Here is an 11,938-nt window from a genome sequence, read left to right on the forward strand (position 1 = left end):
AAGTGTAGGGGGAGGTGACGACACGTCACCGACCGTGCTGTTCCTCACTCCTCGGGAAGGTCGACCTTTCCAGACGCGAGGATGATCGCAGGGCCTGTCAGCACTGCGTCGTAACCATCATCAGCAGGACGGAGGGCGACAACGACATGACCGCCAGGCACCCGGACGGTCCAGGGGCCACGGTGGCCGGTACGGGTGGCCATCGTTGCTGCCACCGCAACGGTTCCGGTACCGCACGACATCGTCTCTCCCGATCCGCGCTCGTGGACCCTCATCGAGACCGAATGGTCATCCAACCACTCGACGAATTCGACGTTAACCCCTTGGGGGAAGGCCGACCTGGGGCGCCACGTCGGCGACTCGTCAAGGTTGAGTGCGGCGACGGTCGTGTGGTCCGTCACGACCACAGCATGTGGATTGCCGACGTCAACCTTGTATGCCGGCCACCACATGTCCTGATGTTCGATGGTGACGTCGTCACCATCGACATGGACCGTTCCCATCGTCACCGACACGTCACCGTTGTCACGTAGGGTGACATGGCGAATACCAGCGCGCGTCGCGACATCGGCCTGGTCACCTGCGATACGCCCGGTCTGGGACAGATGACGAGCAAAAACTCGCAGGCCGTTGCCGCACATCTGCGCAATGGTGCCGTCGGCGTTACGGTAGTCCATGAACCACAGATCCGGATCGCCATCCCAGCCAGGAACGTCACCGGCCCGCAGAGCCTGCAGGGTGCCATCGGCGCCAATACCGAATCGACGGTGACACAGCCATCGAACCTGTTCAGGGGTGAGAGGCTCGGGACGGTCGACAATGACGAAGTCATTGCCTGTCCCGTGTCCCTTCCAGAACGTCGTCGTCATACCGTCAATCCTCCTCGCCAGTGGACAGGGCGGTCAACACCCGCGCCACAACCTTGTCATCGAGATCAGGATCAAGCGCATCGAACCACTCGACACGGTCGTCGCGTCGGTACCACATGAGCTGTTTACGGGCGAAACGTCGAGTTCGGGTCACGGTGCGACGACGGGCTTCGGCCTCGTCATAGTCGCCGTCAAGGAACCCCAACACCTGTCGGTATCCCAACGCTCGGCTTGCCGTGCGCCCCTCCCTCAACCCGGCATCAGCCAGGGCGCGGACCTCGTCAACCAGCCCTTCGTCCCACATCTGGTCAACTCGCTTCGCGATTCGCCGATCCATGTCCTCACGAGGAAGCTCCAGGCCGATCTGCACCGTGTTGGGCCAGTGAAAGATACCGTCGGGAAGGGTCGCGGTGAACGACCCCGTGAGCTCAATGACCTCAAGGGCCCGGACGATTCTGCGGCCATTTCCGGGCAAGATCGATCTGGCCGTCCTGGGATCTCGCCGCGCGAGCTCCTCATGCAAGGCCTTCGGGCCTTCGGCATCCAACCTTTCCTGCCACTTCGCTCGCACCTTCGGGTTGGTGGGAGGAACGATCATCTCATCGATGACGGCCTTGGTGTAGAGGGCTGAACCCCCGACCAATACCGGAATGACACCGCGTGACACACACTCTTCGGTCTCGTCGCGCGCCAGCTTCTGCATGAGGACGATTGAACAGGGATCGGTGACATCAAGGATCGACACCAAGTGGTGCTTCACCGCACGCTGCTGGGCGAGCGTAGGGGTGGCGGTACCGATGTTCATCCCTCGATACACCACCATTGAATCGGTGTTGATGATCTCGGCGGGGTGCCCCCCCCGTCCCAGGCGTGAACAGACTCGCACCGCCAACCCTGATTTTCCGCTGGCGGTGGGCCCCAGAAGACATATGACCGGCAGATTCACACGTCCATCCTTGCGCACTGCAACGACATCGGAGCCAACGCGTAGAGCGAAAAGCCTCGCATGGGAGGACCACCTCGTGTGTAGCCTGAAGGAGTCATCCCCGAGAGGGGGAAGCCTCCCGAAAGGAGATCACATGGGACTCTTCGACAAGGCCAAGGACGCCATCAACGACCACAAGGACGACATCAAGGGCCAGGTCAGCCAGCACAGCGACAAGGTCGAGCAGGGCATCGACAAAGCTGGCGACGCTGTCGACGACAAGACCGGCGGCAAGTTCTCCGATCAGGTCAACAAGGGCCAGGATGCCCTCAAGGACAAGCTTGGCGACCTCTGAGTCGTCCACGACACGACGCGGCCTGTCCCCTGAGAGGACCCGCTCCGGATGGGAGTGGATGAGCTGCGACACGAGGGGTTGATGCTCCACTGAGCATCAACCCCTCGTTGCATGTCTGAACGGGTTTCGAGACGAGGTTTCCCGGCCACCGGACTCGACATGACGAAATGGCTCGGACGGCCCGGCCAGTCGTTCAGGTCCGTGGCGCACCAACCGAAGGAATACCGAGCATGGTGGCTTCAGACTGAGAGCATGATTCTTCGCGAATCTGCCATGCATCTCCCCCGCGAGTGCGACGCAAATTCACCAAGCCGCCGTCAGCAACTAAATGATGAGGATGGCCGGAGGTGATAACGACCTCGCCGATGTCTCCGGGGCGCGGGACCTCCCCCCCGGGTGCAAGACTGACGTGAACCAGTCGGTTGTCCCGGGCACGACCGGTGACGCGGTGGGTGGCCTCGTCCTTGCGCCCCTCCCCCTCGGCGAACATCACCTCGACAGTGCGACCGACCTGGGCCTTGTCCTCCTGCCATGCGATATCATCGACGAGCTCGACGAGGCGCTCGTACCGTTCCTGGACGACCGGCTTGGGAACCTGGTCCCCCATGACTCCCGCCGGCGTGTTGGGACGGATGGAGTATTGGAAAGTGAAGGCCGCAGAAAACCTCGACTCCTCGACGACGCGCATGGTCTCGGCGAAATCCGCGTCGGTCTCGCCTGGGAAGCCGACGATGATGTCGGTGGTGATGGCGGCGTCTGGAATGGCCTCGCGCACCCGGCCAAGGATGCCGAGGAACTTCTTGGACCGATACGACCGGCGCATCCGACGCAGCACGTCGTCAGATCCCGACTGCAGGGGCATGTGCAGGCTGGGCATGACGTTGGGGGTCTGCGCCATCGCCTCGATGACATCGTCGGTGAAAGCGGCGGGGTGAGGAGACGCGAACCGCACCCTCTCCAGACCGTCAATTTCGCCGCAGGCGCGCAGTAACTTGGCGAAGGCTCCACGATCACCGAACTGGACTCCGTACGAGTTGACGTTCTGACCAAGCAGGGTGATCTCCTGGACACCCTCGTCGACGAGGGCTCGAATCTCCGAGAGGATTTCGCCGGGACGTCGATCGGTTTCCTTGCCGCGCAGCTGCGGGACAATGCAGAAGGTGCAGGTGTTGTTGCATCCCACCGAGATCGACACCCAGGCCGAATATGCCGAATCGCGCCGAGTCGGCAGGTTCGACGGAAAGGTGACCAGGGACTCCTCGATCTCCACCTGGGCCATGGCATTGTGACGAGCCCGCCTGAGGAGGGCCGGCAGAGAACCCACATTGTGAGTTCCGAAGACCACATCGACCCATGGCGCCCGGGCGACGACGGTGTCCTTGTCCTTCTGGGCCATGCAGCCGCCGACGGCCAGCTGCATCCCAGGATGCGCCGACTTCACCGGGGCCATGTGACCGAGCGTGCCGTAGAGACGATTGTCGGCATTCTCGCGAACCGCACAGGTGTTGAAGACGACGACGTCAGCCGGCGCCAAGGTGTCGGTTCTGGGATCGGGAACGTAGCCGGCCTCTTCGAGGAGGCCAGCAATCCGTTCGGAGTCATGGACATTCATCTGACACCCGTAGGTCACGACCCGGTAGGTCGGGGCCTCGGTGTGCGGCACGGTGTTATTGGGCATGGCGCGAACACTCTACGTCATCTGCCCAGCCATAGGACCACTCCGTTTCTCACACCGCAGTGTGCAGCACGAGCACGATCGCGCCATGCACCAGCACGAACACCCCCGAGACCACAGGAACTTCAGCCAGGGTGAGTACCTTCTCCAGAGTTGCGATACCCCATAGGCGTCATCATTGCCCAAGGACCACTGAGCGGAAAAAGCGTCACGACCCTCCCCCAATATCGGAGAATTCCTGATGTGCCTTCACCTTTGGCAAATACCAGGCGAGACAGATGGCGTCAGCTATCGCGCCGTCGACCAGTCCTACACCACGCCAGGACATACCTTCGGCACACCGAAACCCGACCACATTCGCTCCCACCACAGAAGAGGACGTCAATAGTCGAAAAGCACGTGCCAATCGATCCAGCGAGAAAGACTGACGCAAGGATGAGATGGCAGGCGTTGACAAGTACCTGATACTGACACCTAACCCGTCATGGACCCTGCCGTGAATTCTGAGATCTTCATCGCGATCCCCTATTTGTCAAAGGGCTCCTGGGCGGCCGCTCACGTCGTCATGACGTCGCGAGGATGTACAACGATCACCTGAGCCGGCGGAACAACTCATCTTTGAGTAAATTCCCGCCGGGACACACCATATACATACAACAGCGAGAACTGTGGAAAAGAAACGGATGACGAAAACTGACGGAACCCCTCAGGACCGAGAGCTCAAGAATTAGCGTCCGCAAAGGTCTCAGCGATAAACTTTTCATCATGATCAGTGACGTCACCCTCCCCACCGGCACCCAGTACAAGATTTCCCATGGTTCTTGGCAGGCCATCGTGACGGAGCAGGGAGCCACCCTTCGTACCCTTCGCCACAACGAGGACGACGTCATCAAGACCTTCGAGGCTGACCAGTCGCCGGCTTCGTCGCAAGGGCAGCATCTGCTTCCCTGGCCCAACCGCATCCGTGACGGCCGCTACCGGTTCGATGACGTTGACCAGCAGCTGGCGATCAGCGAGGTCGGTCGCAACAACGCCATTCATGGTCTGGTGGCGTGGTCACCGTGGTCCCTCGTTGAGCACACCGACTCCTCGGTGACCCAGGAGATCCGAATCATGGCTCGGCCTGGCTGGCCTGGAACAATTGATGTCCGGCTGACCCACAACCTGGACGATCACGGCCTGAAGGTCACTGTGAGGGCTCGGAACGTCGGGGCCAAGGCGGTGCCCTTCGGCTATGCCGCCCATCCCTATTTCTGCCTCGGCGGATCCATTGATGAGTGGAAGGTTGACGCCCCGTTCGCCTCGTGGCTGCAGGTCGACGAGCGACTGTTACCGGTTCGGATCTGCGAGATGGACGAGGTCCACACCATGAATGGACAGTCTCTCGGTCAGCGCACCTTTGACACCGCCTACACCGTGGGACGGGGAGACACCGTTGGATCGCCGGCATGGCGTTTCAAGGTCACCAGCGGTGAGACGAGCCATGAGCTGTGGGGAGATGTGACCATGGGCTGGGCGCAGATTTACACTCCGGATGACCGCCTCAGCCTCGCTGTCGAGCCGATGACATGCGGGCCGGATGCCTTCAACGAGGGGCCCACCCACGACGACGTCATCCGCCTGGAGCCCAGGGACGAGGTCGTCCTCACCTGGGGAATCGCCTGAGCCACCGCTCAGGACTCTCCCACCATCTCCACGGCTTGGAAGGAACGGATGACGGTGACCCTGGTCCGTCCTGGCACGGTGACCTGTTCCCCCACCGCCAACGCGATCTGGCGTGCGAGTCGAGATGCGTGCACATCGTCGACTGTGCCCGGATCGACGAGGACCTGGACCTCACGTCCGGCTTGCAGCGCGAAGGACCGTTCGACCCCGGGGAAGCTGGTGGCAATCTCCTCGATGGTGTCCATCCGGCGAACGTGGGACTCCAAGGAATCCCGACGTGCTCCTGGACGGGCCGCAGAGATCGCGTCAGCAGCCTTGACGATGAGATCCGTGACGCCCACCGGTTCGATCTCATCGTGGTGGGCTGCAATGGCATGCACGACCTCATCAGATTCCCCATGACGTCGGGCCAATTCAGCGCCAATGGCCGCGTGGGTTCCCTCAATCCCAGGGGTGAGGGACTTACCAAGATCGTGCAGGAAGGCCGCACGACGACAGGTGTCGACATCGGCACCGATTTCGGCGGCCAAGATGGCGGCAAGACGGGCGCACTCGACGCAGTGATCGAGGACCTGTTGGCCGTAGGAGGTCCGGAAGCGCAGGGACCCGAGGATCGGTAGGAGCCGCTCGTCGATGTCGTCGATCCCGGCTTCGGACAGCGCCTCGGACGCGGCTCCCAGGCACATCTGGTCGATGTGGTCGACGGCTCGCTGATGGGCCTTTTCGATACTGATGGGGTGGATGCGACCATCTTCGACCAGATCGACGAGAGCCTGTCGGGCCACCTCGCGTCGCATGGGGTCGAAGCAGCTCAGCAAGACGATACCCGGGGTGTCATCGATGATGACCGTGACTCCCGTCACCTGCTCGAAGGTGCGGACGTTGCGGCCTTCTCGCCCGATGACGCGACCCTTCATCTCGTCGCTGGGCAGTGGCACCACGCTGACAACGGTGTCAGCAACCATCTCGGAGGAACACCGCTGTATGGCATCGGCCACGATGTGACGGGCCTTGCCCTCGGCGTTTTCCGTCACTTCTGCGATGATCGCTCGAGCGTCATTCTCGGCCAGGACGCGGGCCTCTCTGCTGAGGTGCTCTGCAAGTTCGTCCCGGGCCTGGTCGAGGGACATCCCAGCAACTCGCTCCAGCTCGGTGACGATCCGCTCATCCCGTCTATCGAGTTCTGCGTCTCGCTCGTCGAGGCGGAAGCTGCGCTCGGCCAACTCCAAGCGATCCCTCTCGAGCTTGTCGAGGCCTTCGTCGAGGCGGCGACGGGCCTCGCGCAGCTGACGATCACGCTCTGTCAGCTCCTCGACGGAGCGCCGGTTGATCTCGAGCAAAGCCTCCGCACTGTGGCGAGCCTGTTCGGCATGATCAGCCCGACGTTCCTCATCAGCGACCCGAACACGACTGGACTCGAGCGCAACGCGAGCTGACGCGATCTCGTCACGACTGTCCGAAAGGTCTTGAGTAGCACGAGCCAGGCGCTCCTCGCTGCGGGAAAGCTCCAAGGCCTTCGCATCACGTTCAGACTCTGCTCGTTCCGCCCTCCTGCCAATGGCTCGACGGTCTGCCAGCCAGCCAATGATGACTGCCACTGAGAGCACCGCCACCACGACGAGTGCGATGAGCATGACCTCCACCCTTCCTCACATCCTGACTCGGAGCTGCAGCGTCGCCCCCCTGACGTCGGTGCCAGGAAAACCGAGGTGAGGGGCAAACGATACGACCCTAGTCGAAGGGGCCGGTTATCGGCGCTTCGGGGGTTCTTCACCGAGTTCCTCGCGGGCGGCACGGATGGCGGCCCAGGCGACCTGGGGTCCGTAGCCCTTGCGGGCCAGGGCACCCAACACCCGGCGGGTCAGACGGGCTTCCTCGACACCTCGACCTGCCCGCAGCTTGTTCACTGCGAGTTCGGTGGCGGCATCCAACTCGTCAGCCTCCGTGATCTGGGAGGTCGCGTCCTCAATGATCTGGGAATCGACCCCTTTGCGCGACAATTCGACTGCCACTGCTCTGCGGGACAGACCTCGCACACCGTGACGGGACGCTATCCATCGGTTGGCAAAGTCAGCATCATCGACGAGCCCCACCTCGGTGAGGCGATCAAGGACTGTCTCACGCACCTGCTCGGGCACACCTTTGGAATCCAGAGCTGCTGCGAGTTCACTTCGGGTGTTGGCCCGACGATCCAGTCGTTTGAGGCAGATCTCGCGAGCTTCCTCGTACCACTGGTCGTCGGTCAACTCCTCTGGAGAATCCTTGTGTCGCCGGCTCAGAATGCCACCTCACCGGTCTCGGGATCGACCCCCTCGGGGACCTCAACCTCGCGCAGGCCCAGGTGGGTGAGGATCTTGTCCTCGATCTCGTTGGCGACGTCCGGGTTACCCCTGAGAAAGTTGCGAACATTCTCCTTGCCCTGGCCCAGCTGCTCATTGTTGTAGCTGAACCACGATCCGGACTTGGTGATGATTCCGCAGTCCACACCCATGTCGATAAGGCTTCCCTCTCGGGAAATGCCCTGCCCATAGAGAATGTCGAACTCGGCCTGTTTGAACGGCGGGGCGACCTTGTTCTTCACGACCTTGACGCGGGTACGGTTACCAACCATCTCGGAGCCGTCCTTGAGGGTCTCGATGCGACGCACGTCCAGGCGCACCGAGGAGTAGAACTTCAACGCACGTCCACCGGTGGTCGTCTCCGGGGAGCCGAACATGACACCGATCTTCTCGCGCAACTGGTTGATGAAGATGGCCGTCGTCCCGGCAGCGTTGAGGGCACCAGTCATCTTGCGCAGGGCCTGACTCATGAGGCGAGCCTGCAGACCGACATGGGAATCACCCATCTCTCCCTCGATCTCAGCCTTCGGGGTGAGGGCTGCAACGGAGTCGACGACGATGAGCTCGAGGGCGCCCGACCGCACCAGGGTGTCGGCAATCTCGAGTGCCTGCTCACCGTTGTCGGGCTGGCTCACCAGCAGGGAGTCGGTGTCGACACCAAGCTTGCGGGCGTATTCCGGGTCGAGGGCGTGCTCGGCGTCGATGAAGGCGCAGATGCCGCCTTCGGCCTGAGCATTCGCGATGGCGTGCAGGGCCACGGTCGTCTTGCCGGAGGACTCCGGACCGTAGATCTCGACGATCCGGCCACGCGGGAGACCTCCCACGCCGAGGGCGACGTCCAGGGCTACTGACCCGGTCGGGATCGCCGCAATCTTCACTGTCTCCTGTTCGCCAAGGCGCATGACGGAGCCCTTGCCGTGCTGCTTCTCGATCTGCTGCAAGGCCGTGGCAAGGGCCTTTTCGCGATCTGCGGTCGCTGCCATGTCGTTCCTTCCTTGAAGGCGGTCTCCCGCCTCATCTGCCGCGCGGCATCGCCGCAGCGTTGGTCGTATGTCGTGAGTTGGTCGTATGTCGTCATGAGGGAGACTCACCGGTTTCCCCGTGCCATCACCCAAACTGTAGGAGCGGGGGCGGACAATCCGTCAGGCAATGCGTTGCTGTGGACAACTGCCGTCACGACTGCCCCCTCGCTTGTGGACAACCCTTCCAGATACCACTGACGACTTTGCAGCACATCGTGTTCCGGTTTTGTTCCACTTCTGTTCCGACACCACGTCCTCATCGTCGGGACACGTCCCATCCCCCAGATCAGCGCAGCGAATCGGGCAGCTCCAGCGCTTTCCAGCAGGTCCGCCAAATCGTCTTGGCATCGACTCCATCGGCCAAGGCTTCCTGCACCGTTCGTGAGTCGAGACCCGGTACGGCCTGCTGTGCAGCCCAGATTCGGCAGTAGTCGTCGCCCAGAACCTCAGCCAGTCGCGTCCACAATTGGGTCTCTGTCATGAAGACAAGCCTAAGGGCAGGATAAAATCAGCGCAGATGTGCGAACGCTCACTGCGCGGCTCTCCCCCACGAGCCGTGAGTCACGCGAAAGGAGAAGCGATGACGATGCCGTCGGATGCCCGCTCGTCATCCTCACGACGAAACGACCGCATGGTCGCCATTCTCGCCATGTTGCGTGACCACGACGAGGTTCCCCTGCGCGACATGGCGGCCACCTTGGGAGCGAGCGCTGCGACGATCCGACGCGATGTCGCCTCGCTCGCTGAGCAGGGCCTGCTCATTCGCTCACACGGGACAGCTCGTCGCGCTGGAACGGGCGCCGAATTGCCCGTCAATTTGCGAGACGGTCGGCGTCGTGGCGCCAAGGAAGCGATCGCGCACGCCGTCGCATCCGAGCTCCCCGTCGGACGTCATGCGATTGGGCTCACCGGGGGCACGACGACCACCGAGATCGTGCGTGCCTTGCACCACCGTCATGATCTCACCCTCATCACGAACTCCGTGAGCATTGCTCTCGAGGCCGCCAGCCAGGGCCAGCAACGTGTCCTCATCACCGGCGGTGTGCTGCGCCCCTCCTCCTTGGAACTGGTCGGCTCCCTGGCCGAGTCAACCTTCAAGCAGGTCAACGTCGGCACCGCCATCGTGGGGTGTGACGGAATGAGTGCCGAGGGTGGCCTGACGACCCACGACGGCATCGAAGCCGCTGCAAACCACACCATGATCAAGAGGGCAGCTCGCATCATCGCGGCCGTCGACGGCTCCAAGATCGGTCGGGTCACCCTGGCAAAGCTGGCCGATGCCAAGGACGTCGACCTCCTCGTCACTGACGACTCAGCCGATCCCGACAAGCTGGCCACGCTGCGTGCCCTCGGAATCGCGATTCGTATCGTCCACGCACCGACTGACTGATCAGGCCGCGCACGTCGTCCGGAGACGAGGTCAATCCGGACAATTCGCGGCCCCAAAGGCCCACAACACAGAAGTTCCCGGCCCCAGCGGGACCGGGAAACGTCAAAAGTTCAGGATGGTGGTCATGCCGCAACAGTGATGTGGTGATCGGGGGTGCCTTCACTGCTGAGCATCTTGTCGCTGACGATCCGCATCAATTCGGACTGCGGTAGATCCAGAGCCGTGCAAATGGCCAGGATGAGCTCGCTGGAAGCTTCCTTCTGGCCCCGCTCGACCTCCGACAGGTATCCGAGGGAAACGCGTGCGGCAGAAGACACCTCCCGCAAGGTACGGCCCTGTGCGAACCTCTGCTCACGCAGCGACTCGCCGAGTATTTCACGCAGCAGAGCTGATTTCATGGGCGTCTCCTCCTAGGTGATTCATCCATGACAACGCCCCCAACGGATGAAACATTCCCTACGCGGCGAAATTTTTCACACTTTTCCTGCGGGGGGTTGTCGTCAGCTCGGTGAACGGCTCACAACCTCGCATCCGAGGCCAAGAAGTGCCTCGACCGTCAATCGCCTAATGTCTTCACGTGCCCCCCTCAACTGGAGGCGCTTGACGACCGGAGCTCCCTGGTACACCGCACCAATGAAGACCGTTCCGGGCTCCTCACCGTTCTGGGGATCTGGCCCGGCAACCCCGGTGCACGACAGACCGATATCAGCCCGGCACGCCTTGCGACACCCCATCGCCATCTGAGCAGCGGTGATGGAATTGATGACCCCGTTCTCGGCGATCCAGCCAGCATCGACCCCAGCGAGCGTGGTCTTGAGGTCGCTGGCGTACGTCACCAGCCCCCCACGAAACACCGCCGAGGCGCCCGGAACGGTCGTGATCGTCGCCGCGACCAGGCCGGCCGTCAGGGATTCGCAGGTTGCCGCCGTCAGACCGCGTTCCGACAACCCGGCAATGAGTCGACGTGCTCCTTCGTCGCCGATCACTTGACGCTCCGCTTCCCGGACTTCGCCGACTTGCCCCCAGCGGTCTTGGCACGGTCGCGGATCTGGAGGGCGTCCCTGATGTACACCAGGCCAGTGACGACAGTGAGCAGGAAGGCGATGATCATGACAGCCCAGGCAATGACATCGACGAAGGTCGGGGTTCGCCACAGTCCGAGGCAGAACAGCATGATTGCCAAGGCCTGCATCGCCGTCTTGAGCTTGCCACCCCTGTTGGCCGCCATCACCTCATACTTGAGCATCTTCATCCGCATGACGGTGATGCCCCATTCGCGCAGCAGGATGATGATTGTCATCCACCATGGCAGCTCACCGAGGATCGACAGGCCGATGAAGGCCATGCCGGTGAGCGCCTTGTCAGCGACGGAGTCACCAATCTTGCCGACGTTGGTGACGAGGTCGTACTTGCGCGCAATCTTGCCGTCGACGAAATCGGTGAGGATCGCCAGCATGAAGACGATCGTCGTCGCCGTCCGCCAGCTGCCTTCATGGGGATGGGCCAAGAGCATCCATCCGAAGACGGGAACCGCAATGACTCTCAGCAGGGTCAGCGCATTCGGAACGTTGACGTTGCTGGAGCGGTCCTTCTTCGTGGCCATGGGCTCAGTATGTCGCGTGACGACGAGTGATGCGACCCACCGCCCCGAAACGGTTCCGGATTGGTCAATCGGCGTCAGTACCGTGGGACCACGGT

General features: G+C 62.2%; 12 protein-coding genes and 1 pseudogene. 3 read left to right on the forward strand and 10 right to left on the reverse strand.

Annotated features, from left to right (window positions below; genetic code table 11):
- Positions 1-44: 44 nt before the first annotated feature.
- Together dapF and miaA are read right to left on the reverse strand one after the other, a co-directional pair.
- Positions 45-869 (reverse strand): diaminopimelate epimerase, encoded by an 825-nt coding sequence (dapF, locus tag ACSJJT_RS01770; RefSeq protein WP_435916656.1) that lies wholly within the window; start codon positions 867-869, stop codon positions 45-47.
- Between the two features lie 4 nt (positions 870-873).
- The gene (gene miaA, locus ACSJJT_RS01775; protein WP_435917021.1) at positions 874-1,755 is read right to left on the reverse strand and encodes a tRNA (adenosine(37)-N6)-dimethylallyltransferase MiaA; all 882 of its coding nucleotides are present in this window, start codon (positions 1,753-1,755) and stop codon (positions 874-876) included.
- Between the two features lie 193 nt (positions 1,756-1,948).
- Between miaA and ACSJJT_RS01780 the strand changes: the two genes are divergently transcribed.
- Entirely contained in the window at positions 1,949-2,149 is a 201-nt protein-coding gene (locus ACSJJT_RS01780; RefSeq protein ID WP_435916657.1) for an antitoxin, read from the forward strand.
- A gap of 193 nt (positions 2,150-2,342) precedes the next feature.
- Here the strand turns inward: ACSJJT_RS01780 and miaB are convergent, their stop codons facing one another.
- Entirely contained in the window at positions 2,343-3,827 is a 1,485-nt protein-coding gene (miaB, locus tag ACSJJT_RS01785) for a tRNA (N6-isopentenyl adenosine(37)-C2)-methylthiotransferase MiaB (RefSeq protein ID WP_435916658.1), read from the reverse strand.
- A gap of 762 nt (positions 3,828-4,589) precedes the next feature.
- Here miaB and ACSJJT_RS01790 point away from each other — a divergent pair.
- Positions 4,590-5,489: an aldose 1-epimerase family protein gene (locus tag ACSJJT_RS01790; RefSeq protein WP_435916659.1), complete on the forward strand. Its 900-nt coding sequence runs from the start codon at positions 4,590-4,592 to the stop codon at positions 5,487-5,489.
- A gap of 8 nt (positions 5,490-5,497) precedes the next feature.
- Here ACSJJT_RS01790 and rny read toward each other — a convergent pair whose 3' ends face one another.
- The 4 genes and pseudogenes from rny to ACSJJT_RS01810 all read right to left on the reverse strand — a co-directional run bounded on the left by rny (position 5,498) and on the right by ACSJJT_RS01810 (position 9,331).
- Entirely contained in the window at positions 5,498-7,123 is a 1,626-nt protein-coding gene (gene rny, locus ACSJJT_RS01795) for a ribonuclease Y (protein WP_435916660.1), read from the reverse strand.
- A 97-nt stretch (positions 7,124-7,220) separates the two neighbouring features.
- Positions 7,221-7,735 (reverse strand): annotated as a pseudogene (recX, locus tag ACSJJT_RS01800) (recombination regulator RecX).
- Between the two features lie 29 nt (positions 7,736-7,764).
- Positions 7,765-8,811 (reverse strand): recombinase RecA, encoded by a 1,047-nt coding sequence (gene recA, locus ACSJJT_RS01805; RefSeq protein ID WP_435916661.1) that lies wholly within the window; start codon positions 8,809-8,811, stop codon positions 7,765-7,767.
- Between the two features lie 325 nt (positions 8,812-9,136).
- The gene (locus ACSJJT_RS01810; RefSeq protein ID WP_435916663.1) at positions 9,137-9,331 is read right to left on the reverse strand and encodes a DUF3046 domain-containing protein; all 195 of its coding nucleotides are present in this window, start codon (positions 9,329-9,331) and stop codon (positions 9,137-9,139) included.
- A gap of 150 nt (positions 9,332-9,481) precedes the next feature.
- Between ACSJJT_RS01810 and ACSJJT_RS01815 the strand changes: the two genes are divergently transcribed.
- Complete coding sequence (locus ACSJJT_RS01815) at positions 9,482-10,240, forward strand: DeoR/GlpR family DNA-binding transcription regulator (RefSeq protein ID WP_435917022.1); 759 nt, start codon at positions 9,482-9,484, stop codon at positions 10,238-10,240.
- 122 nt (positions 10,241-10,362) lie between these two features.
- On the opposite strand, the gene ACSJJT_RS01820 is transcribed toward ACSJJT_RS01815, so the two are convergent.
- The 3 genes from ACSJJT_RS01820 to pgsA all read right to left on the reverse strand — a co-directional run bounded on the left by ACSJJT_RS01820 (position 10,363) and on the right by pgsA (position 11,843).
- Positions 10,363-10,638, reverse strand: coding sequence for a helix-turn-helix domain-containing protein (locus ACSJJT_RS01820; RefSeq protein ID WP_435916664.1), 276 nt, complete (start codon positions 10,636-10,638; stop codon positions 10,363-10,365).
- A gap of 102 nt (positions 10,639-10,740) precedes the next feature.
- On the reverse strand, positions 10,741-11,226 hold the full coding sequence (locus ACSJJT_RS01825; RefSeq protein WP_435916665.1) for a CinA family protein: 486 nt from the start codon (positions 11,224-11,226) through the stop codon (positions 10,741-10,743).
- Positions 11,223-11,843, reverse strand: coding sequence for a CDP-diacylglycerol--glycerol-3-phosphate 3-phosphatidyltransferase (gene pgsA, locus ACSJJT_RS01830; protein ID WP_435916666.1), 621 nt, complete (start codon positions 11,841-11,843; stop codon positions 11,223-11,225). Before pgsA ends, ACSJJT_RS01825 begins: the two co-directional genes overlap by 4 nt.
- Positions 11,844-11,938 lie beyond the last annotated feature (95 nt).

The sequence above is a fragment of the Cutibacterium nasicola genome, assembly GCF_051303185.1.
In the GTDB taxonomy this organism is placed as follows: domain Bacteria; phylum Actinomycetota; class Actinomycetes; order Propionibacteriales; family Propionibacteriaceae; genus Cutibacterium.